The organism is Trinickia diaoshuihuensis, assembly GCF_003390925.1.
In the GTDB taxonomy this organism is placed as follows: Bacteria; Pseudomonadota; Gammaproteobacteria; order Burkholderiales; family Burkholderiaceae; genus Trinickia; species Trinickia diaoshuihuensis.
This window is the reverse complement of record NZ_QUBS01000025.1, coordinates 24,020-49,200: the sequence shown is the minus strand read 5'-3', so window position 1 is coordinate 49,200 and position 25,181 is coordinate 24,020. Positions and strand designations below refer to the sequence as shown.

Genomic DNA, 25,181 nt, shown 5'->3' with positions numbered 1-25,181 from the left:
TCTATTAAATGGACCCCCGTCCGCTTTTTAGAAAAATAACGTAGCTCGACCGTTACGATGACCCATCAAGTAGAGACCGAAATAAGGCGCGAGTCGCCTCGAACAACGGCCCTCAAGCAACGCGGCGAAACACCCTCGAAACGGGGCGGCCCGGCCGGAAAACATTCTCTCGGCCCGTTGCCGTACGTCGTTGCCGCGACGTTTTTCATGGAGTACCTCGACACCACCATCATCGCGACGGCGCTGCCGCAAATGGCGCACGCCTTCGCGATCAGCCCGAACGCGCTGAGCCTCGGCATGAGCGCCTATATGATCGCGCTCGCGATCTTCATTCCCGTGAGCGGCTGGGTGGCCGATCGATTCGGTTCGCGCAGCGTCTTTTTTTCGGCGATCGTCATGTTTACGGTCGCATCGGTGCTGTGCGGGCTATCGAACAACGTCGTGCAATTCACGGCCGCGCGCGTGCTGCAGGGTATGGGCGGCGCACTCATGGTGCCGGTCGGGCGCCTGATCGTCGTGCGCAGCACCGATAAGAGCCGGCTCATGCAAGCGATCTCGACGATCACTTGGCCCGGCATCGTCGCGCCCGTCGTCGGACCGCCGCTGGGCGGCTTCATCACCACCTACGCCTCGTGGCGCTGGATCTTTTTGCTGAACGTACCCGTTTGTCTTGCCGTGCTGTGCGCGGTAACCGCATGGGTGCCGAATTTGCGCGGCGAAGAGCGGCGTCCGCTCGATGCGGCCGGGCTCGCATTGAGCGGCCTCACGCTGACGTCGATCCTGTACGGCGCCGACCTGGCCAGCCAGCCCGGCACGAACCCGCTCGTGGGCTTGTCGCTCGTGGCGTTCGGGGTGGCGATCGGGGCCATCGCGTTCCGACATGCGCGCCGGCACGCCCATCCGCTCATCGATATTTCCACGCTCGAGATCCCCACGTTCTCCGTCACCGTCATCACGGGCTCGATCACGCGGATCGGCATCGGCGCGGTGCCCTACTTGATGCCTTTGCTGTTTCAGGTCGGCTTCGGGTTATCGGCGTTTCAATCGGGTCTGCTGCTGCTCGCGAGCGCGGTCGGCAATCTCGGTATGAAGGCGCTGACGACATCGATCTTGCAGCGCTACGGATTCAAGCGCGTCGCCATCATCGATTGCACGATTTGCGGCCTGTCAACGATCGCGTGCGGTCTCTTGACGCCCACCGAGCCGCTCGCGTGGACGCTCATCGTCGTACTGATCTACGGCATCACACGCTCGATGCAGTTCTCGACGATGGCCACGCTCGCGTACGCCGACGTGCCCTCGCCGCAGATGAGCGCCGCCAATACGCTCTGGAATGCTTCGGCCCAAATGGCAACGGGCTTGGGCATCGCGTTCGGCGCGCTCGCGCTGCGTGCCGCCTCCGCCCTGAACGGCGAAGGCGTCCGCCATGCGTTCACGCTCGACGATTTCCGCTTGGCGTTCCTCAGCGCCGGATTGCTGACGCTCGTGTCGATTTGGGGCTATGTCGGCCTCGCGAGCAACGCCGGCGACAAGCTTCGAGGCGGTTATTGATTCGTCGCCGCGCCGCGCGCATGAGCCGGCGCGCTCGCCGGCCGCTCGCGATGCGCGCCGGGCGGCGCGGGGCTGCGCGCGCTGGCGCCGCGCACCTCGAAGCGTACCTTGTCGAGGCTCGCGCCTTGCGCATCGACGAGTTCGAGCAGGTGGCGGCCGGGCCAAGGTAGCCAAAGCACCCGCTCGGTGTGACCGAGCGGCTTTCCATCCAAACGCCAGGCGCTGCGCGTCGACGCCCCGCCCACGCGCTCGAAAACAATGCGCTGGCGAGCCGCCGGAATATCGGGATCCAGCGCGAAGACGGTCCCGTCCGTGGGCGAGGCGATCCCGGGCGCGGCGCTTTGCGCGTTATCCGCGCGCGGCGGCGCATACGAGGTCGAACGCGACGATGCGCCGCTCGCGTCGGCCGCCAACCCGACCATCGAGATTTCCGTGCCCTTGAGAAACCACTCGTTGCGCGACGGCTCCACGTTGTGCTCGAACGAGACGCGCGTTTGCACGACGCCGGGCGGTACAACAGGCGGCGTGCTCGGCACGCGCCGATGCAGATACTCGACGATCGCCGCCCAGATCGGCGCGGCGCCCGTCACGCCCGAGACGTCCCACATCGCGTCGCCTTCGGCATTGCCCACCCAAACGCCCACCGTATAGCGCGACGTATATCCGATCGTCCAGTTGTCGCGCATGTCCTTGCTCGTCCCCGTCTTGACCGCCGAGAAAACCCGAGTGGCGAGCGGATTGTCGAAGCCGAACGTGCGCGTTCTAGCGTTGTTGTCCGAGAGCACCGTCGTGATGATGTACGCCGTCTCGGCGCTGAAGACGCGGCGCGGGGCATCGTCGCTTGTGGCGCCATGCGCGCCGCCGGGCCGCACGGGCAAGTCGTGCGTCGGCGCGGCAACGCCCGCGTTGGCCAGCGCCCGATAGGCATTGGTCAGCGACAGCAATGTGATATCGGGACTGCCGAGGGCGAGCGAGTAGCCGTAGTAGTTGCCGTTCTGCGCGAGCGGCATGCCGAGCGCCGTGAGCGTCTTGGCGAAGCGATGCGGCGTGACCATGACGATCGTGCGCACCGCGGGGACATTCAGCGAAGAGCCCAGAGCCGTGCGGACACTGACCCAGCCTTTGAAGTCCTTGTCGTAATTCTGCGGAATATATAGACCGCCGCCCGCATCGAGGTCGAGCGGCGAATCGTTGAGCAGCGAAGCGGTGGTCAGGCGATGCTCGTCGATGGCTTCCGCATAGAGGAACGGCTTGAGCGTCGAGCCGGGCTGGCGGCGCGCCAATACGGCGTCCACGTCGCGTGCGTTCGACAGCCCGCCCGAGGACCCCACCCATGCGAGGACTTCGCCCGTCGCATTGTCGAGGACGACGACCGCGCCGTCGTGGACGTTGCGCGCATGGGCCGGCGCGTTCAACTCGGCCAGCGTGCGCCTGAGCGTATCGGTGGTGAAACGCTGCAGCTTCGCATCGAGGGTCGTCACGACGCGCGCGCCTGGTGTGATTTGAACCTCGCCCGCAACGCGTCGAGCGAAATGCGGCGCCAATGATTCGGCATCGGTCGAAACCGTGAGCATCGCCGGCGCGGGCCGTGCGAAGGCGAGTTGCACGTAACTGTCGAGGTTCTCGCAACGCTCGGGGGCTTTCATGTCGCGCAAGATACGGCACGCGCGGTCGCTCACCTTCGCATACGACGCGTTCGGCGCGCGGATCAACGCCGCGGCGATCGCCGCCTCGCGCTCGTCGAGACCCGAAGGGGCCTTGCCGAACAACGTCAACGACAACGCGGACAGACCGATGGTCTCGCCGCGAAACGGAACGAGGTTCAAATACGCTTCGAGGATCTGGTCCTTGCGCCAGGAGCGTTCGAGCCACAGTGCGTTCACCGCCTGCCCCGCCTTCTGCACGATCGAACGCTGCCCCGAGCGTTCCGGGACGTCGCCGAGCAGCCCCGTCAACTGCATCGTGACCGTGGAGGCCCCGCGCGTGCGCGTATTCCAGAGATTGGCCCACGCCGCCGCGGCCGCACCGTGCCAATCGACGCCGCTATGCGCGTAAAAGCGCTTGTCTTCCGACACGACGATGGCTTCTCGCAGCGCGGGGGAGACATCGGCAAGCGCGACCCAATCGCCGCGACGTTCCTGCTTGTCGATGCGCGTCCGCTGCAGCGGCTCGCCGTCGCGCGCGAGCAGCAGCCAATCGGAACTGCGCCACTGCGCGCGCACTTGCGCGAAGCTCGGCAGCGCCTGAGCGCACGGCGCCGCCACCACCAGCAAGGTACAGAGCACGGCGCGCAGCTTAAGCGCGCCTCGCCTCGATTGCATCGACACTCCTTTACCGCCTCGTTGCCTATTGCTTCGCCGGCGGCATCTGCACCACCACGTTCGCATTCGGCAGCACGCCGAACGTCGACGGCGCATACAGCGCCTCGACGCGCGTCGGCGGCAAGCCGAACGTACCGGCGTTGTTCAATCGAATCGTGTACTCGATCGAGAGCTTTCCCTTCGGCAAGTAGTCGTAATACGCGCGGTAGCCCTCGAAGCCGCGCTCGACGAACGCGGGCCATGCGCCATCCTGTTGCGACTTCTCGCCCTCGGTCGCCGCTTGCGAATCGCGGCCGAGCCCGGAGCCGAGGATCGTGGCGCCGGCCGGTACCGGATCGTTGACGACGACCCACGTCATATCCGACTGCGCATCGATATCCAGATGCACGCGAACGATATCGCCGCGCGTATAGACACCCTTTACGGCCGGTTCGACGGCGGTAACCGTCTTCGTGATCCGATACCCCGCCGAGAACGGCGTTTTCAACGCAACGGCGGCCAGGCTTTCGACCGTCGCCCACGGTTTGCCGGTGCCCTGCTGCGTGAGCGTCAATGGGGCGGGCGTGCCGCGCGCTTGCGAAGGCCAAGGCAGCAGTTCGCTTCGTACGTTCGCCGTCTTCGTCACCGGGGTAGCCGATGCGGCGATCGCGCTCGCCGCCGGCGGCTGATTCCATGCCACCGTCTTCGAGGCCGCGCCGAAGTCGAGCTTCGTCTGTCCTGTGACGGGCGTGCTTTCGAACGCGCGCGAGAACGCTTGAATCGCCAACTCGCCCCAGAGATTGGACGTCGTCGTCGACCAAGCGCCGCCGTTTTGCAACGCCAGCAGACCGGCGACGAGACGCGGCATCTCATCCTTCCATCCCGGCACGTCGACGAACGTCAGTGCGGTGCGCGCCGCATTCGTTTCAGAGCCCGTCATCAGCCACCAGAGGTCGTCGCCGTCGGCGGTCGAGAACGTCAGGCGCGTGCCTTGATAGGTCAGGCGAGCGCGGATGATTTGCTCGGCCTGCGCCAGCTTCTCGTCGCGCTGCGGTACCCCTTTCATGCGCGAAAGGATCGCGTAGTAATCGAGCACGGCGGAGGTCGGCCATTGATTCGGCGCGATTTCGATCGAATCGAGCATGCTCGGACGCGCGGCGTTATAGCGCGACAGCGCCTCGATCGCTTCGAGTTTGCGCAGATCCAGATCGTGCCGCGGCGCCCAGACGTCGCGCTTGATTTTGCCTTCGACGAAATTGACGAGACCGCCTTCGAGCTTCGCACGCAGGTCGTCGGGCAACGAAAAGCGCGGATCGGCCTTGGAGGCTTCGTCGGTCACCGCCAACAGATAGGCACTTAGCGTCGTGCTGCCCGTGTTGCCGCTATCGTCGCTCGGCGGGAAGTAGTTCGCCAAGCCGTCGCGATCGAGGTAGACCGGCATCCGTGCCAGCACCGCTTGCCATTGAGCGGCATCGGCCAGGCCCAACGCACGCGAGCTAAGCTGTTCGAGGCAGCCGTAAGGGTAGCGCTCGAACCAGCGGCGCACGCCCGGCAGCCCTTCGGAGAGCTTCGGCTGCAACGATACGGCGATGCCGCCTCGCAGTTGCCCCGCTTGCGTGGCCGTTGCTTCGGCCGGAGCCGATACCGGCAGCGTGAACGTACCGTCCACTTGCGTAAGCGTCGCTTGTTGCACCGTCACCGGGACCGCCGCCGTCACGCGCTGCGTGACCTTGAGCGCATCGCTCGCGTGCGCGCCGCCTTGCTCGGCCGCCGCCACGTTCCAGTTCAGCGCCGCCAGCGCCGAATCGGCAAGCCCATCGGGAGGCGCGACCGTCCACGCTACTTCGCGCGCGGAATCCGCTTGCAGATCGACCGTTTGCGGCTGCAACGATAAGCCGGGCACCTCGGGGGTGACGACGACCTTCATCGCGCGCGCCGTCGTATTGCGCAAGGTGAATTGAGCGCGGAAACGGTCGCCCTCGCGCACGAGCGGCGGCAAGCCGGAAATCAGTTGCAGGTCTTGCGTGCTGCGGATCGAAGTACTGCCCGTGCCGAACGTGCCGTCGCCGACCGCCGCGATGGCGACGATACGGAAGCTCGTCAGCGAATCGTTCAGCGGCACGTCGATCGCCGCTTCGCCGTTCGCATCGAGCGTCACGCGCGGATTCCACAACAAGAGCGTATCGAACAGCTCGCGCGACGGGTTGTGCCCGCCTCCGCCGCCGGCCGGCACGGCCTTGCGTCCGAAGTGCCGGCGCCCCACGATTTCCATCTGCGCGGTGGCGGTTTCGATCCCGTAGGCGCGCCGTTGCAGCATCGCATCGAGCAGATCCCAGCTATCGTTGGGCATCAGTTCGAGCAATGCCTCATCGACCGCGGCCACGGCGATCTGGGTGCCCGCCGGCGCCGCCTTGCCGCCCGGCATTTGCACACGTAGTTTGACTTTCGCGTGACCTCGCACGGTGTACGTCTTCGCGTCGGGCACGACCGTTACGTTGAGCTTGTGCTGCGCCGTACCGACCTTGATCTCGGCCAAGCCGTAGCGGAACGCCGGTTTCGAGAGATCGACGAGCGGAGTCGGCGCCTCGTATTGCCGGCCCTCGTACCAGAACGCACGCACCCATTCGAGCGGTGCCTTCCAGCCCCAGGTGAAGAACGAGTACCAGGGGACTTCGTGAATACGGCCGCGCAATGCCAAAACCGACACGTAGACATTCGGCCCCCAATCGGGCTCGACTTTCAGCGAAACGGTGGGGTCCTTACCATCGAGCTTGACGACGTGCGTCTCGATCACGCCTTCACGCTCCACGTCCACGAGCGCCGTGGCGAAGCGGAACGGCATGCGCACCTGGAAGCGCGCCGTCTCGCCCGGTTGATATGACGTCTTCTCGGGCAGCACGTCCATGCGGTCGGTGTTTTCGCCGCCGAACCAAAGCTCGTCCTCGCGCGTGACCCATACCGAGGTCGTCGCGGTGGACACGTTGCCGTCGCCGTCTTTCGCCGACGCGATCAAGTCGACGTTGCCGGCTTCCTTGAGCTTCGCGTCGCAATGCAATAAGCCATGATCGTCGCTCTTGCCGCTGCAGAGCGTGCCGAGGTCCTTCGTCTCGGTCCGGTTGTCATAGGCGTAGAAGCCGCCGACCATGCGCTTGCGCGTCGAAACCGTGATACGTGCGATCCCGCGCACTTCGAGCGGCACGCCGGCGCGCGGCTTGCCTTGCAGGTCGAGCGCGAGCGCCTGCACGGGCACCTTGTTGCCGACCGATACCCACTGTCCCGACTTCACGCCCGCCACGACCGCCGCGGGCCAAAGCGTCGCGCCGCCGCTGATCGTTTGCACTTCCCCATTCGGATCGGCGAAGGTCGCTTCGAGTTGCAGATGCTTCGGAGCGTCGACATGAGGCAGGCTCTTCAGCACGAACGAGCCGGCCCCGTTGCGATCGAGCGTCAAAGGCTCCTTGTCGGCGATCAGTTTCGAGGAGTCGTCGTTCGTTTGCTGTTCGGTTTGCGCTTCGTCGTCGGAAGGCGACGCGGCTTCGCCCTCCTTCGGTTTGACGTACGGTTGGAAACTGAAGTCGGCGTACGTATCGCCGAATGAAGGCGATGTTGTCGTCATCAAGGCGGAAATCTGAACCGGCAGGCCCGCGGCACCACCGCCCGACATGTAGTCGAGTTGCAACGTCAGCGGGGCCTGCTGGGCCGCCACGAGCGGATGCGCTTTTTCATCGCGCACGGCGATCGTGCCTTTGAATACCGGCAAACGAAACTCCTCGACGCGGAAGCTGCCCGTGTAGTAGCTCGTACCGGGTGAATCGTCCGCATCGGAGCCGTCCCCGCTCGATTCGCTTGCATCGCCTTTGCCCTCGTCGAGGAAGACGTTGTATTCGCCTAGCTTGGCCGATGCGGGGATTGCGAACGTCGAGTCGGCCGAGTGATCCGCCGTCCACTTGAGCGGGAAATGCCAACTTTGGCCACTGCCGAGATGACGGATGGTCAAGCGCGTGGGATATGTTTTCGGCAAGCCGAACCCATGCAACGTTTCCGCACGAATGAAATGCTTCATCGAAACCGTTTCACCCGCGCGCAGCAGCGTGCGATCGAATACCGTATGCGCGCGTATCGTCTGTTGCGCGCTCGTATCGGTCGGCACGTTGAATCGCCATGCTTCGATGCCGCGGTTCCAATCGGAGCGGACGAACGCCATGTCCGGGCCCGTCTTCGGATCGTCGATGCGCGCCGAGACGAAGAAGCCGTCGAAGCTGCCCTTACAGACGGCGGGCTGCGTGAGCGGGCTGCCGATGTTCAGCACCCCGTGCGCATCGGTTTGGCCCGCCGCGACTTGCGCGCCGTTGCAGTCCGTCACCCGGACCGCCGCGTTTGCCACGGGCTCGCCTTTGTCGAGCGTCGTCACCCAGACTAGGCTGTTTTCACGGCCCGTTTTCAAGTGGACGCCCAAGTTAGTCACGAGCACAGCAGTGCGCACATACATCGGCGCCTTCTTGCCGAGCAACGAAGCGCCGAGCGCGGGCGACGACAATTCGATGACATAGAAGCCCGGCTTAGCGACCGGAACACCGACCACTTCGAACGGACGCAGCTTCGCCGGATCGGCCTTGGGCAACTCGAGCGATTGCACCCCCGGCTGACCCGCGAGCAACGACAACGAGCGAATATCGATCAACGGGTTTTTCGAGGTCTTCGCAGCGGAGGAATCATCGGTAGTGCTATCGCCCTCTTGATGCGCGATGACGGGATGCGGGTTGTGCCGCAACAGTTGCGGCATTTGGCGTTGAATCTCCGCGCGCGTCATCGAGTAACCGTCGAACTGATCGACGATGTGCATCCAGCGAACGATGTCCGCATCGGAATTGACGTTTAGCGTCGTGAACCGAGCCGGGCCCGCATTGAGCCCTTGCACATGGAGGTCCGCCTCGACGTTGCGCAGCGTGACGGGCACGAGCGCCGGCATGCCGGGCTCGGCAAAGCGTTCGATGATGCCGAACGTGCCCGAGGAGAACTTCGCGAGCGGCGGTAACGGCGCGGTCGCGGTCTTCAGCGGAAACATATCGGCGTTCGAGAGCGCGCGGCCGCTAACGTCCTTCAGGCCCGACGGCAATACGACCGTCAAGTCGGCGCGTTCCGGCAAGGGCGCGGCGAACTCGACCTTGTCCGTTTCGGGATCTTTGTCGTCGTCGGAAAACGTCGGCTTGAGATCGCCATTCGGGCCCTTGATGCGGATTTTCTCCGCGTCGTCGCGCGAGATCGACGCATTGAATTGAACGCGCAGGGGACGCAGCGGCGTACACGGCGCCTTGGCGTTTTCACGCTCGCAGGTGAAATCGGCGGCAAACGGATTGCGTACCGAGTAGTCGAAACGGCGTTCGACGTCGTTCGCGATCCCACTCGGGCTCGCGACGCCCTTGCCGTAAACGAGCTGCGCTTTTTTACCCGAGGGCAATGCTTGCTGACATTGCAGCGTCAAGACATGCGACGCTTCCTTTTGCAAATCGAAATGCTTGAGCAAGACCTTACGCGTCGCGGCATCGACGTTCTTCACCGCGATTCGGTTGCCGAGTCCGCTCGATTCGCACCAGATGTGGCTCTGAACGGACGCATCGGTGGCGGGGCCGTTCAGACGCAGCACGAACGTTTGGTTCTCCTCGATCGTGTCGCCGGCCGGCTCGATGGTTTGAACGAACGGACCGCCGGTTTGGAAGGCATAGTGTTTCGGTCCGCTCAGGGCCGTGCCTGCCGCCGATTTCAGACCGTCTTTCAAATCGATCGAGCAAGCCATTCCCGGGGGAAGGTCGGCCGTGAAATCCCATGCCCAAGTCTTATCGTCCACCCAACGCGATTGACCGGCGCTCGATGCCGGGTCGTTGCATTTGATCGAGGCGGGCGCCGGGAGCGTCGGGGCGCCGAAGGCCACCATCGACTCGTCGAATTTGACGAGCACTTGGCGGACCTTCGTGACGGTGCCTTGCGGCGAGACCTGCGTGATGCGCGCTGCATCGACGCGTAACGTGGCGGCGGCTAGGAGGCCCAATATCGCGACGGTCGCGGCTACCGATTGGAATTGTCTTTTTATCATCCCGCGTCGCGCATGCAGCGCGCTCCCAGGTTTGAGGTTGTTCTTAAGGATCGGGAGCGATTCTAACTTACGCGGGTGACGGTTGTTTAGTTCGTCCTGAGGGGATCTCGGGGAGGGTTCAGGATTTGGGTCATCGTGCGGGCGTTGCGCGCGAAGACGGTCGCGACCGGATCGGTGTCTCGGTTTAGATGCTCGGATCACGGGGATCTCGCGCTTACCGACAGGGCGATATGATGTGATTAACTCGTTTTCGAGTAGGAAAGGCCTGATTCGGCTCGGCGGCATGCCTAAGCTGGACCAGCGGATGCCGGTAAACGCCTTATGCGGCAATGTCAGTCACAATAAGTTTACAAAACTTTCAAAACATCAAAAATCAGAAAACGTTTGCGGCAAAAAAATGTTGCATGTCGCGATTCCCCATGATTCAATTCATCCATTTCCGAATCAAGCATCCCCATGATGGCGATTAAATAGTTTTGGCGGATGCTCGAGACCAATAATACCCAAGAAGGCATGCTCAGGGATTACAGGCGCTTTGCCAAATGAAAAAATATCTTAAACTCATCACCTCCGCGATAATATCAGCATCGATTTTTACAATTTCCTGTTTTTCGGATTGCTCGAATCTCCCAATCAATCTTCATTTGCTACCAGAAAAATTCATCGGCATTACTTTGATTGCATTCGCATTTTTAACCGCAGGTGCAATCACAGCGACGATAGTTCATTACTTCAACGCAACCAAAATCTCACGCAACGCAATGGTTATTTCTCGACCTCGAGCTATGGCCTTTCTACTGGGCCTCGCCGTTTGCGTTACAACAGTCCTGAGACTTTCTCAAATATAGTGCCAATAAGAAGGGACGATTTGGACCTGCGATACTTTGACGAGCACGTCAACCATCACCACAAACGCCCCAAAAAAACAAACATCGCGCACCGCACGGCCCAATAAATATGCGATTAGATTCAGCCCGCCCCATAACCAAATAAGACTCGCGATCAAATCCTTGATAATTTACCTAATAATCAAAACGAGAACTTACGCATATGTTTACTGAAATGAGAAAATATTTCAAATTTATTGCCAATGGAACGACCACAATCATCCTTTTCGCAATCGCCGGATTTAATGACTGCTCCAATCTACCCATCGGCGTTCGTCTACTGCCAGGCAAGTTTATAGGGATCTTTTTGGTCGCATATGCGTTCCTGCTTGCCGGAGTCACATTAGCAACGGTCGCTAGCTATTTCAATGCAGTCAAGAGGTCACCCAATGCATCCACCATCCCTCGCTCTCAAGCCATGCCTCTTATATTAGGATTTTCCATTCTACTATTAGCAGTTTCAGCGCTATCCAAAAACTATTGCAGATAACGGATCATCAAGTACTCGCGGATTCACATTCGCGCAGCGATGTTACTCGTTGTTGGCTTATATATATGGCGACAGAAAAAAGGCGCGCGAGCGTGTCAATACCTGAACCGGCATTTCGGACGCAGCCGACCCGTACAGTAACGCTATCAAGGCGTACATCGCGGCTGCGCGGGACCCCTCCAACGGAAGGGGCGCCACCGAGGTTACCTATGCGTACGCTATATCAATGGCGCGATGTCAGCGCCCCCGGACTTTCAGGGGGCGGCTCCAAATCGTGATGTCCTAGGTTAGATGCTCAGAACAGCTGGACCATCGAACACCGGGAAAACGCCTTATGAGGCAATGTCGGCCATGATTAACTTACAAATAAAAACGCCATAAACAGAAAATGTTTGCGTCAAAAAAACTTGCACGTCGCGATTTCCCATGATTCAATCCGTCTACTGCCCCCCGTCGCACGTCTAGCATTGTCACAAAATCAAATCAATTATCGCAATAACGTTAATAGACATTAAATCATAAAATGTATCACTTACTGACAATCGCCAAACAATATAAAAGATCACTTTTCGCATTTTCGATGTATATCGTAATATTAGTTTACCCATTGATAGTCGTCACACTTAATATAGCCCCTAGAGGGGAGATGCTGAAACCGATTACGCTCAGGATTATTCGCGTCTCCTCAAGGCATCCGAATATTACCGCCTATGTGAATGATCATTCCCAGGCGGAATTCGATTTTCCGTCGCCATCATACGGCTTAAAACAAGGCTTCGGCGCCCCCATCATCAGCGATCGCGACCTAGCTTCCCTTAATAATGAGAGGGTATGTTATGCACTAACTGATCGAATGAGATTAATTCCATTCGCATCATACACCCGGATTTGGTCTTTAGATTGCAACCAGACGCACCTGGGCTACCAGTCACTTTCTCATGGTTATAAAAAATTGCTCTCTTTGGATATATTGATCGCGATTCCATTTCACGGGTTCGCGTTGATTCTCGTTGGCTTATATATATACGGTGACAGGAAAAAGGTATGGGCATCCCGATAAACGATTTGACCGTAGCGACTAATCAAGGTGCGGCGGCGACATCGGGCTTCGGCATGAAACTCACCTAATCTCGCGTCATAGTTTTGGCGAAGCATTTCGGCGATGTAACGGGAGCGATTATCCGCCCGCCATTCGATTTTCTCGGCCTTCGAGGTGCCGCCAAAAGCGATGCTAGATGGCGGCAAGCGTGACGTCACCGCTATGACCGCCGGTCGTCGCCTCGCAACTCATCGCCTCGCAGTCGCAGCAGTCCAATGTAATCATCACGCGCAACGGCTCGCCGCTGTACAGCAAAACCCGAACTGTCAGAGCCCAGCGTTAATTGCTCTTGGCCGCAGCGAACTTGCGTTCATGTCGGCGCAGGCCGGGGCGCCATCGGCCTGCGCTCAGCAAGAAGCCACGCATGCGCTAAGCGCTCGCCGGAGCCGCCCCTTCCCGCCGATTTCAAGTCTTGCCCCAGACGCGTTGGTAACGCCAGCTTGGCAAGTGCGCATAATGTCCGGATTTCTTCGACAAAGAAGGAATCGGTGCTTTGCCTGGGCATACGCCCATCGCGCCAGTCCATTGGCGCGCGCGCTTTGCGCCATCTTCGCGCATGCGACCAACGCCGAAAACTTCGTAGACCTGCTTAACTGGTCGTCCCTGCGATTCTTGATTTGTTTGAGGGCGTCGACCAACTCCGAGGCCGCCCCCTTCGCCGACGCTCTCCGGCAGGAGCCTTGCCATCCTGAAAGAGCGTGCGCCAATGGAACAGCCGATTCGGATTCAAACCGTGGGCACGCCAGCATAGGGACAGTCTGGTCCGTCTCGAAGCTTGCCCTGACCTGGCCACTTTCGCTTCTACTGACGATCCCTGCGCTCGCACCTAGTCAACAACCCATTACTTCTTGCTTACTGTTAGTCAAGAACGCAGTCGTATGCCTCTCCGCTACTGCAAATAAGAGACTGTGTTCGCGCTTTCGAAGCAGGCGTTCCAGTCGAATATCGCAAAATTACAAACCTTTCAAAACATCAAAAAACTAGAAAACGTTTGCATCAAAAAAGCCTTGCGCCTTGCAGACTATCGTGATTCAATCCACCTGTCGCAGTATCAAACGTATCAGTACCAAAAATCGAACTCGCATTCGAATTCGATAATAGGCGAGATAATACGCATATCCGGGGAAGTTTTTGCAATGAAAGCCACTTCACATTAGTCGTCAATCCGTCGCTTACAATTTTTCTGCTGCAATCGCGATATCGAGATTGCTCGAATGTGCAATCACGACCAAATATTACAAAGTGAAGCCATAGGAAATATTTCGACCCGTACGTAAGCACGCCGATCTACCAGCACCCGTAACTAGATTACTGTAACGCTGCCCTCATCGGCCCCAGATAAATACAATCCATTTGATACCAAAGATGATTCAGAGATCGCTATTTTTGATAAAAAAATATAAATGGTCACTGTATGCTTCATTAATGTACGTAGCAATACTTTTGTACCCCTTGCTGTTCATTGTACTCAACCCGCTCCCTCAAGAAGAAGCATTGACAGCGGTGAGGCTCCGAATTATTCAGGCGTCGATGCACCATCCGAATGTATTGGCTTACGCGAACGACGCCGGAGCGCAGACATTCGAATTTCCATCGCCTGTATATACCATTACCCGCGGCTTCGGCGATCCAGTAGCAATCGACAGTAACTTGGGGGCATTGACCCAAGGGCGCGTCTGCGAAGCACAAGTCGATCGCATGAAATTTGTCGCCTTTGCGTCGTATACACGAATCTGGTCGCTAGAATGCGATGGCATTCAGATCAGTTACAAAGAAATGGCGAAGGCTTATAAAAAAGCGTTATCGTTGAATTTGTTGCTTGCTATTCCGTTTCATGCAGCGATGCTATTCGTTGTGGGTCTATGTGTATATGGCGAGAGGAAAAAGATATGAGCATTCCAATAAACGGTCTTACCGTTGTTCTGAACCAAACAGCGGCAGGTATTGCTGCCGGCAATGCAGTGGCCACGAATCCGAACGGCAGCGTGAATGTGACGGGAACAATTGTTGGCATTGGACAAGCTGTTCAATCCATCGTCTCGGTAGCGACGACAGATATAGTTGCTCCCAGCGTGCCTATCGCAGGTGCGGCGCTGGGAATCACTGGCGCGTACCTCTCGGCGAGTAACATCTTGAATGCCGTGAATAACCATAAGCCGGTCCAAGTCTCCGACGTCGAGGGGCTCATCAGCAATCTAGCCGGCGCCGCTGCGGGTATAGCAGCAACAGCCTTCATCATCCTCCCCGCGGCCGAGGGGGCAGCAGCTTTGGTGATCCCGCTGACGGTGATATCCGCGGCAGCAGGAGCGATTCAATTGGTAGCGTCGGCAACTGGCTGGCAAATCGATGCATCCGGTAACGTCTCTTCTACAACTCTGACATCAGGGCAGTGGGCACAAGCAGCCTCGCAAGCGCAAACACTGAACGCCGACCAAGCTTCGTTGCAATCCTCATTGTCCAGCGTCGGTATCAATACCACTGCACCGAATAGCTTCCTGGTACCGCAGGTGGATGCGAATGGCAATGTTATGGGCTTCACGTCGCAATCACCAATCAGCTCGGCGCAGTTAGGCGACGGAATTACACAATATAATTTCTCCGGCGGCGTCTCGTTCCAGCAGCAGGCAGGCAGTTATGTCACCGCACAGGGAGACCTAAATATCGTACTCTCCCCTACGAGCCGGTGGGTCGTCACTCAGCCAAACGGGACAACCACAACGCTTAAGCTCGATACCAGCACCGGCGGATACAATTCTACCATCAGCGGTCCCAATGGCCAAATATTGCAGCAACTCAATGCAACAGTAACGACTACCGAATCGAATGGAATCTTAGCTACTAACCAAACATTTTCAAGCAATCTGTCTGGAACACAGCAATCGACGCTGACTAATTCGATTACTCAGAGTGGCGGTGGCTCGGCCACCGAGCAAACGGTCGTCTTCAACGGCGACGGAAGCGTTTCATACACAGAGAACAAATCGTCGAACGGTGGAATTGTAACTAGCGATGTAGTTGATGCGAATATTAATGCGTCGCTTGCAATCACCGGCAATAACGTAATATTGAACGGAATTGGTGGTGATCAGATTGCGATTTATGGTCAAGGCGATCAGTTGCACACGTCGACCAGTACGATTAACGTTTCTAGCGGTGCGAGCGCCACTCTCAACGGTTCATCCAATGTCGTGACCGTCGGGGACAGCGCAACGATGTCGATTGGAGGGCCGGGGAATAGCTCCTCGAACCTCACGACGGTATCGGGCAATAGCGCGACAGTAACCGACTCTGGTTCCGGCGACAGGCTATTGCTGACCGGAAATAGCGATATAGGGAACATCTCAGGCAGTGGTGCAACCGTTACAGCACAAGGCACGAGCGACATTGCGAACGCCTACGGCAGCAACAACGGTGAACAGATTAGCGCCACCGGCACTTCCGATGCAGCTAATGCATACGGCGATGCCATTATCACAAATATGGCCGGAGCACACGACGTCGCCAACGAGATGGGAACAGGCGACATCGCCAACGCCTACGGCAGCAACAACGGCGAACTGATTAGTGCGACCGGCACCTCCGACGCAGCTAATGCATACGGTGATGCCATTGTCACAAATATGGCTGGAGCACACGACGTCGCCAACCAGATGGGAACAAGCGACATCGCCAACGCCTACGGCAGCAACAACGGCGAACTGATCAGCGCCACCGGCGCTTCCGATGCAGCCAATGCGTACGGTGATGCCGTTACAACAAATATGGCTGGGGCACACGACGATGCCAATGAGATGGGAACAGGCGATATCGCCAACGCCTACGGCAGCAACAACGGCGAACTGATTAGTGCCACCGGCACTTCCGATGCAGCCAATGCATACGGTGATGCGGTTACGACAAATATGGCTGGGGCACACGACGACGCCAATGAGATGGGAACAGGCGACATCGCCAACGCCTACGGCAGCAACAACGGAGAACTGATTAGCGCGACTGGCACTTCCGATGCCGCGAATGCATACGGTAATGCCGTTATGACAAATATGGCAGGCGCACACGACGTCTCCAACGAGATGGGCGCGGGCGATGTGACGAACGCGTACGGTAGCAACAACGGCGAAATCATTAGCGCTACGGGTGCTTCCGATGCAGCAAACGCGGACGGTGATGCCGTCATTACGTACATGGCAGGCGCAGGCGACCAGTCAAGTGAAAGTGGCGCCAACGACATCGCAAACGCCTACGGCAATAACAACGGCGAAGTAATCACCGCGACCGGCGCGTCTGACGGCGCGAATGTGTACGGAAACGGAATAACATCGAACCTTTACGGCGCAGGCGATGGCTACGCAGTCCTGGGGACCGGCGACATAACCAACATTGTCACGCAATCGGTTAACGCTAGTGGTCAACTCACTGTGTCGATCGTCCATCCTGACGGCAGTTACTTTACCGAAGTTCATGCGGGCGCTGACGCCTTCTCCACAATCGTGGAGCAGGACTGGATCGACCAAAACAACGAGCTTCATGTCCGCACCCCATGGGAAAACGGGGGCTTTCACGAAAAATACATCGATCCCAAATACGGCCCAATCGAATTATTTCAGACAGGACCAGGTCAATCTGTCCTATGGTTTGACGCAACGGGCTATGCCGTGTTGCCTGCTAGCGCAGCGGCCATTGGTTTTAATTTCGGAACTATTACCCCAAATGGATTGATTCCGTTCACGTTACCGACTCCGGGAGGATTATCCAGCGGCGTGCCGATCGCTTCAGGTCCCCAAAGTGGCGACCCCGGCGGCGTCTACACCTATCCTGTGCCGAATCCGGACCCGGACCCGGGCACACCCATTGACCCGCCATCGGAAGCCGACCCCAGTGCGCAGGCCACGGCATCAGTAGCGATGGTGGCATCGGCTGCCCTGCCCACAACCGCTGATACCGCCGGCCAGCAGACCGATCAATTGATCGCAGCAATGGCGGCATATGGCGCGCCCGCGTCGGCGGCTACCTTTGTCCCATCGTCGGCCCAGACGGCCCCCGACACGCCACTTGCAGCGAGTACGCACTAGCGAGCGAAGGGCTGAATGCTCGCTTCGCCTGCGACCCTCCGGTCGTGGGCGAAGCGAGCAGTACGCATCTTTGATGAGAATGCGATAGCTACTTAAACAAAAACCAAATTGAACGCACCAGAAACACCCTCCCTCGCGACGGGGCGCGAGACCGACTCGGCATTGACCTGCCTTGTCGTAATAGCTCGGTTTCACGGCATTGCAACCGATTCGACGCAACTGCGGCATGCATCCGCCAGAGGCAACGATCCGTTTGATAGCCACGCGCTCATTTTGAGCGCACGCTCCCTTGGCCTGAAGGCTAGACGCTCGCCAATGCTGATCGACCGTCTAGACCGCACGCCGCTCCCCGCGCTCGTGTTCGACAAGCGGGGCCGACACTTCATCATTGCCCGCAGCGACGGCAAGACGGCGCTGGTCCTCGAGGCGAACTCGAACACGCCTACGGTCGTACCGCTAGAGGCCTTGAGTGAGCGATCCACGGGAGAAATGCTTCTATTCGCGTCGCGCGCCTCGCTCGCCGGTGAACTTGCCCGCTTTGACTTCTCTTGGTTTATCCCCGCGATTATCAAATACCGACGGCTGTTACTGGAAGTGCTCGGTATTTCGTTTTTTGTTCAGATTTTCGGCCTTGTTTCGCCGCTGATGTTCCAGGTGGTAATGGATAAGGTGCTGGTCAACCACACGTACAGTACGCTGGTCGTAGTGGGTATCGCCCTCCTCGTGAGTTCAACCTTCGAGGTTCTCCTCACGGGGCTGCGTAACTTCATTCTCTCTCACACGACAAATCGGATCGACGTCGAGCTTGGTGCTCGGCTTTTCCGCCATCTCATCGCCCTGCCGCTGCCCTACTTCGCCGCTCGACGAGTGGGTGACACGGTTGCGCGCGTGCGCGAGTTGGACAACATTCGCAACTTTCTTACGGGGCAAGCCCTGACGGCAGCGATCGACCTTGTCTTTTCTCTGGTCTACCTTGGCGTCATGTGCATCTATAGCGTCGCGCTGACGCTCGTCGTTGCTGCATCGCTACCGATTTATGCGGCGATTTCAGTAGGCCTCGTTCCAACACTGCGCCGGCGTCTGAACGAGAAGTTCGCGCGCGGGGCCGACAACCAATCCTTTCTCGTCGAATCGATCTCCGGCGTAGAGACGGTGAAGGCCTTGGCCGTAGAACCGCATTTCATTAAAAAGTGGGAAATGCAACTTGGCGCCTACGTATCCGCCGGGTTTCGCGTGACGCACATCGGAAACATCGGACAGCAACTCATCCAGTATGTTGGCAAACTCGTCGCCCTCGCTACGCTAATGCTCGGAGCCAAATTCGTCATCGACGGCCGTCTCACCGTTGGCGAACTCATTGCATTCAATATGATGTCGCAGCGGGTCGCATCTCCTGTGCTTCGTCTTGCGCAGCTTTGGCAAGACTTCCAGCAAGTCGGAATTTCGATGAGCCGGCTCGGCGATATTCTCAACACTAGAACGGAGCTTGCAACGAGCAAGCAAACGCCGCTCGACGTCACAGGAGACATCCGATTTGAAAACATCCGGTTCCGCTACCGCCCGGATGGTCCTCCTGTCCTTGATGACGTGTCGATAGAGATTGCCGCCGGTCAAACGATCGGAATCGTGGGACGCTCCGGCTCGGGAAAAAGCACACTAACGAAGCTGCTGCAACGCCTTTACCTGCCTGAACAGGGAAGTGTCCGGATCGATGGCATCGACCTTGCATTGGCCGACCCCGCTTGGCTACGTCGTCAAGTGGGCGTGGTGTTGCAGGAGAATCTGCTATTTAACCGATCGATTCGCGAAAACATCGCACTGACCGATCCGGGCGCGCCACTGGAAGCCGTAATGCGCGCGGCAAAGCTGGCGGGTGCGCATGACTTCATATGCGAGCTCCCCCAAGCATACGACACCCCAGTCGAGGAGCACGGAGGCAATCTCTCCGGCGGACAGCGGCAACGGCTAGCGATTGCTCGAGCCTTGCTAACCAATCCCCGCATTCTGATTTTCGACGAGGCAACGAGCGCACTCGACTTCGAAACCGAGAGGGTGATTCAGAACAATATGAAAGCGATCTGCAACGGTCGTACCGTCATCATCATTGCTCACCGATTAACAGCGGTACGCGACGCAGACCAAATCATCGCGATGGACAAGGGGAAAGTCCGGGAACGAGGTACGCATAGCGAATTGATCGCAGAAGGCGGGTACTACGCCCACCTGGTATCGCTACAAAACGGGTGAGATAGTGCGACTTCGCTTAAATGCCGTTTTTGATTTGCTGCGTAGATATAGCGCAGTATGGTCGGCCGGGTGGGCAGCCCGTCATCAACTCGACGGCCCTCGCAAGCTAGACTATGAGCTGGCCTTTCAACCGGCGCACTTGGAGCTGATGGAGACCCCAGTTCATCCGGCACCTCGTTTTGCCGCACGCGCCATAATCGCCCTCACGGTTATCGTGCTGGCCATCTGTGTTTTCGCTCGCCTCGATATCGTAGCCACTGCTAAGGGCAAACTCGCGCCGAACGCACGCGTCAAAGTCATTCAGCCAGCAATAACGGGGGTTGTCCGCGAGATATCTGTCCACGACGGGCAGCGGGTAGTGGCCGGGCAACTGTTAATGAAACTGGACACGACGCAAGCCGCTGCCGATGAAGACAAGGCCATCGCCGCGAAGCTCGACGCGGCGCTGCAAGTCGATCGCGCGCGTTCGCTGCTTACAGCGCAACAGCAATCTAAAGCACCGCATGTCGTCGTAGAAAGCGGGACGCCGAATGCCCGTAGAGACGACGCGCAGCGTCTTGCTGAAGGCGAGTGGCACGAATACGAGGACAAGTACAACGCAGCCCAAGCGGAGCTTTACAAACAAGAGGCGGAACTGGACGGTACGCGACACCAGATCGCAAAGCTAGAAGCGACAGCGCCGCTCGCCCGCAAGCAGGCGAACTCATACAAAGCGCTGTCTTTGGACAAGTATGTGGCCGAAAGCGACTACCTCGATAAGGAGCGGACCGCTCTCGAACAGGAACATGAGTTGGACGCCCAGCGTAGCCATGCCCGAGAGCTGACCGCAGGTATAGCCGAGCAGCGCGCCCAAATCCAATCAATCGCGTCATCGTTCCGCCGTGTTCAACTCGATGCCCTCGAGAAGGCGACGCAAGCGCTAACGCAGAACAGTAACGACGAAACGAAGGCGAAAACCCGCGAGGCGCTATTGAGCCTTACCGCGCCGGTGGCGGGAACGGTCCAACAGTTGGCAGTTCATACGTTAGGTGGCGTCGTGACCACGGCACAGTCGTTAATGGAAATTGTGCCTGACGACACTCTCGAGGCAGAGGTAACCGTCGAGAATAGAGACGTCGGCTTCGTAAGCGTTGGCCAACGCGCCGCTGTAAAAATCGAAGCGTTCCCCTATACGCGTTACGGCATGCTTGAGGGGGAGGTTTCGGTGCTTTCCAACGATGCAGTCCAGGACAAAAAGCAAGGACTCGTTTTTACAGCCCACGTTCGCTTGAAGTCGAACCGAATGTGGATTGACAAGCGCTGGATAGCACTGACGCCGGGGATGGCGGTGACGGCAGAAATTAAAACGGGCAAGCAAACCGTCGCGCAGTACCTGCTTGGTCCGCTTATCGGGGGCATACAGGAGAGCCTGCATGAAAGGTAAGCGAGCAGGCAAAGCGATTTCAATAGGGATACTGGCCTTCCTCCCGACCCTTCCTGCGTTGGCTTTCGACCCGCTCCTATCGGAGGGAACCGTAGCTCCGACGCCGGCTGGCGGTATGTTGGCGCAACCGAGCTATTGCGACTTCGGCCAATTGGGGGTGCCGCTCACCTTGCCCGAAGCTGTGGGCCGTACGTTATGTCACAGCCCGAAAACACGCGAGGCATGGGCAAGCGTCAAGGCGCAAGCTGCTGCGGTGGGGATTGCGAGAGCGGCATACCTGCCCACGCTATCCGGCAACTGGCAAGGTGTGCGCGATAGGTCGGAGACGAATGTATCGGGTCTCCCCCAATTCAGCTCGAAATCGACCGCAAACGTGCAATCGGAGTCGACCACGCTCAGTTGGGTATTGTTCGACTTCGGTAGCCGATCTGCCGCTTTGAGCAATGCCAACGCCTCACTGGCTGCCGCGAAGGCAACTCAAGATGCCACGCTGCAGACCGCATTCGATGATGTTGCGAAAGACTATTACGCCGTACAGGCTGCACAAGGGGCGTTGCAGGTTGCGAGCGACATAGAACGCATGACGCACGACAGCATGATTGCGGCACAGGCTCGCGTCGATCGCGGCGTGGCGCCCATCACCGACGCGTTGCAAGCACAGACGGACCACGATGAGGCAGTCTTCAATTTGGCAAAAGCCCGAGGTGACGCTCAAACAACCATCGGCACTCTCGCTTCGGAAATGGGTTTTGATCCATCGGAGCCCATCGAAATGCCGCAAGCTGCACTCACGCCGCCTCAAGGCCCGCAGTTTAGCGATGCGGTGGAGACGCTGATCGAACAGGTGAAAAAGACGCACCCCAGTGTGCTTGCGGCGCAGGCTCAAGTCGAAGCGGCAAGAGCAAAAGTCGCACAAACCCGCGCTCAAGGCCGACCGTCGGTAAGCTTGATCGCAAAGTACAGCCGCAGCAATCAACCGCAAACCCTAGGACTTGGGCAGCCGACTTTCCCGGCAACGGGGCGCGACAGCTACGTCGGAGTCCAAGTCACGATTCCGCTGTTCGAGGGGTTCACTAGGCACTACCAGGTCGACCAAGCACGCGCCGAAGAGGAACGGCAGGAGGACCTGCTGCAAGACGCTCGGCAGCATGTTGCACTTGACGTATGGAACAGCTACTACGCCCTGCAGACATCCTCGGAAAACGCGAGCAATAGCGCAAAGCTTCTAGCCATTGCCGAGCGTTCGTTCGAAGCAGCCCAGCATCGATACGAGGCGGGCGTCGGAAATATTCTCGAGCTGCTTCATACTCAGACGGCGTTAGCAAATGCAAAGCAGCGGCAGGTTCAAGCAATGGCCGACTGGAACTATGCGCGCTTGGACCTTGCATCGAAGGTGGGGCGGCTGACAATCGACGAGCTAGCCGGTCGATGATCGGTTAACCCTCGGCGCCTGGTAACTCACTCGTGCGTTTAGGCTGGCGAGCACCTGACAAGCCACCCGATACCATTCGCGTCGCCGCGAAATAAAGCACCGCACTCGCAAGCGCCGCCGTCGCCCCCACTGTCGCGAGCCCGATCGCCAGGCCGCGTGCCCCTAGCGCGAGCCGGTCGGCGATCGCCCCGACCGCCAGCGGCCCAAGCCCACCCGCGACGGTATTGGTCAGGAACACGAGAATGGCGATCGCCCGGCCGCGCATCCGATTGGGTAATGCTACTTGCACGGGTACGGGCGCCAACGCCATCACGATGCTGGCGGTGAACGCGCAAAGCCCGTAGGCGATCAGCGCGCCGGTCAGGGCGCTCGACAAAGGCGCCGCCAGCGCCGCGGGAATCAATGCGAACGCCGCGAACATGGCGATGCGTAGGGCCTTCTCGAGTGCGCTCGCGTCGGTCGCGCGCCGTACGAGGAAGCCCGCGCTGATCACCCCGGCCATGCCGCCCAGCATATAAGCCGGACCGGCCATGCGGCCCACCTCGCCCGGCGCCAATCCGAACTGACGAATCAGCAGCGTCGGAAACCAGGCGGAGTATGCATAAAACAACAAAATAAGCGCCGTATAACCGAGAAAATAAGGCACGCAAAATCGATGCGTAACAGTGATTTCTCGTAGCACGACCATCATGCTCGGCACGTCGTCGCTACCCCCTGCACGCCCAGCATCCCCGCGACGCGAGGGCTCGCGAATCGTAGCCGCCACGAGTGCAGCTAAAAAGAGTCCCGGCAAGCCGACGACGACAAAGGCCAACTGCCATGGTTCGAACGCGTATCCCGCAATCGCCTGCGTCCTACCCGAGTGTGCCGTCCAGTCCAGCAATGCGCCGCCCCCCAACAACGCCACCCCGCCGCCGATATACGGTCCCAGCATGAATACGCTCGTTGCTCGTGACACCTTGCGCGGCACGAATAGATCGCTAAAGATCGAAAGCGCCGCCGGGCTGAGCCCAGCCTCGGCAATGGCGGTGCCGGCGCGCCAAACGAGCAACTCGCCAAAGCTGTGCGCCGTCGCGCACATGGCTGTCGAGATCGCCCATATCGCCACGCAGACGGCAATCAATCGCACTCGATTGGATCGATCGACGAGCCGCGCGACGAAGACGCCGGCCGTGGCATAACAGACGGTAAACGCCAATCCTTGTAGCAATCCGATCTGCATATCGGACAAATGCAACGCCGCTTTGAGCGGCTGCACCAGGATGCTGACGATCTGACGGTCGATGTACGAAAAAACGAAACAGAGGAAAAAGATCAGCACGGCATAGGCGCTGCGAGGCGCCGTGACCGGAGCCTGCAACGTCATGCTCGAAACGAGGGGAATGCGCGCCATGGAAATGTCTCCGTCATCGTTGTGTCTTTGATTTGCGATCGCTCAAAACCATTGGGCATCGCTCGCGCAAAGCGCAATGCAATCACCGGGCTCTACTCCCGTGAACGACCGAATGCACACAACGATCCCATCCGCTTCGAAGTGCAGCACGCGCGGCGACTCCCACGGTGCATGCGGATTGAAAATCCGCCCTGCCGCCTGCCCCGCTTGCACGCGATCGCCAAGCTTGAACATCGGCTCGAACACGCCGTGCTCGGGCGCGAACAGGTAGTGCCGCGTCCCCTCGACGCGCAGCAGCCGCGTGCCGCTACTCGCAGGCACATCGGCAGCGCCGGTCAGCCCCGCCGCATGGAGCAGACGCGCCAACCCGTGCTCGACAATCGACAATCCGTCGATATTGCAGGTGCCGAAGCCGCCGAACTCGCCGCAAACGAAGAGCTTGCCGTGCCGCTCGACGGCCGCGCCGTACGTGCGGTCCTCCCCGAGCAAATCCATCACCATCGTATGCGGCGCGCCAAAGGCATCGATGAGACGAATGTACTCGTCATGACGGCGCGCATCGGCCGGTAACGCCGCGAGCACCATCGGCGAGTGATTGAACGACGCGCCGCCCGCATGCAGATCGACCACGATATCGGCAAGCGGAAAGAGTTCGGTATCGACGTAATGCGCGAGCATTTCCGAAACCGTCCCGTTGCGGTTGCCCGGGAAGATTCGATTGAGATTGCACCCATCGATCGGCGACGTCCGTCTGCCCTTCAGAAACGCGGGGAAATTCAGCGCCGGAATGACGATCAAGCGTCCGCGAATCGATTGCCGCGGCAGCGTTTGAAGCAACTTCATCAACGCAAGCGGCCCTTCGAATTCGTCTCCGTGGTTGCCGCCGGTGAGCAGCACGGTCGGTCCCGGCGACCCGTTCAATACCGCGATTGGAATCGGAATATGTCCATACGCGGACCGGTCGTGCGAGTAAGGTACGTTCAGCGTTCCGGTCTGGAACCCCGGGGCGTCGAAATCGACGGTACATTGAATCAAGCTGCGCGGCGTGGCGGTCATCATGCGTCTCCTCGAAAAGCAGGCACGGTGGGAAGTGCCCTGTCGAGACTCGACTATCGGAGAACCAGACCGATATTTCCAATGCCGAATCATGTCAGCCGCGATGCCCGTCCGGCATCCGTGCAATCGATGCCCGATGG

The 25,181-nt window shown here is 59.1% G+C and carries 10 protein-coding genes; 6 read left to right on the top strand and 4 right to left on the bottom strand.

Annotated features, from left to right (window positions below; translation table 11 throughout):
- Positions 1–57: 57 nt before the first annotated feature.
- A complete protein-coding gene (locus DXT59_RS06990; protein WP_116136193.1) occupies positions 58–1,551 on the top strand; it encodes an MFS transporter in 1,494 nt (497 codons plus the stop codon).
- On the opposite strand, the gene pbpC is transcribed toward DXT59_RS06990, so the two are convergent.
- Both pbpC and DXT59_RS06980 read right to left on the bottom strand, forming a co-directional pair.
- Entirely contained in the window at positions 1,545–3,872 is a 2,328-nt protein-coding gene (pbpC, locus tag DXT59_RS06985; protein ID WP_116136192.1) for a penicillin-binding protein 1C, read from the bottom strand. The genes DXT59_RS06990 and pbpC overlap by 7 nt on opposite strands.
- A 25-nt stretch (positions 3,873–3,897) precedes the next feature.
- Positions 3,898–9,942 carry an alpha-2-macroglobulin family protein gene (locus DXT59_RS06980; protein WP_116136191.1) on the bottom strand — a complete coding sequence of 2,015 codons (6,045 nt, stop codon included), beginning with the start codon at positions 9,940–9,942 and terminating at the stop codon, positions 3,898–3,900.
- 3,841 nt (positions 9,943–13,783) lie between these two features.
- Here DXT59_RS06980 and DXT59_RS06975 point away from each other — a divergent pair.
- The 5 genes from DXT59_RS06975 to DXT59_RS06955 all read left to right on the top strand — a co-directional run bounded on the left by DXT59_RS06975 (position 13,784) and on the right by DXT59_RS06955 (position 22,592).
- On the top strand, positions 13,784–14,311 hold the full coding sequence (locus DXT59_RS06975; protein WP_162877978.1) for a hypothetical protein: 528 nt from the start codon (positions 13,784–13,786) through the stop codon (positions 14,309–14,311).
- Positions 14,308–17,490, top strand: a complete 3,183-nt coding sequence (locus DXT59_RS06970) for a beta strand repeat-containing protein (protein WP_162877977.1) — start codon at positions 14,308–14,310, stop codon at positions 17,488–17,490. The genes DXT59_RS06975 and DXT59_RS06970 overlap by 4 nt, the downstream gene beginning before the upstream one ends.
- A gap of 108 nt (positions 17,491–17,598) precedes the next feature.
- Positions 17,599–19,737 (top strand): type I secretion system permease/ATPase, encoded by a 2,139-nt coding sequence (locus tag DXT59_RS06965; protein WP_116136188.1) that lies wholly within the window; start codon positions 17,599–17,601, stop codon positions 19,735–19,737.
- A gap of 4 nt (positions 19,738–19,741) precedes the next feature.
- Complete coding sequence (locus DXT59_RS06960) at positions 19,742–21,160, top strand: HlyD family type I secretion periplasmic adaptor subunit (RefSeq protein ID WP_116136187.1); 1,419 nt, start codon at positions 19,742–19,744, stop codon at positions 21,158–21,160.
- Positions 21,150–22,592 carry a TolC family protein gene (locus DXT59_RS06955; RefSeq protein ID WP_116136186.1) on the top strand — a complete coding sequence of 481 codons (1,443 nt, stop codon included), beginning with the start codon at positions 21,150–21,152 and terminating at the stop codon, positions 22,590–22,592. The genes DXT59_RS06960 and DXT59_RS06955 overlap by 11 nt, the downstream gene beginning before the upstream one ends.
- 4 nt (positions 22,593–22,596) lie before the next feature.
- Here the strand turns inward: DXT59_RS06955 and DXT59_RS06950 are convergent, their stop codons facing one another.
- Both DXT59_RS06950 and DXT59_RS06945 read right to left on the bottom strand, forming a co-directional pair.
- The gene (locus DXT59_RS06950) at positions 22,597–23,958 is read right to left on the bottom strand and encodes an MFS transporter (protein ID WP_240324430.1); all 1,362 of its coding nucleotides are present in this window, start codon (positions 23,956–23,958) and stop codon (positions 22,597–22,599) included.
- A gap of 69 nt (positions 23,959–24,027) precedes the next feature.
- Positions 24,028–25,041, bottom strand: coding sequence for a succinylglutamate desuccinylase/aspartoacylase family protein (locus DXT59_RS06945; protein WP_116136234.1), 1,014 nt, complete (start codon positions 25,039–25,041; stop codon positions 24,028–24,030).
- Between the last annotated feature and the right edge of the window lie 140 nt (positions 25,042–25,181).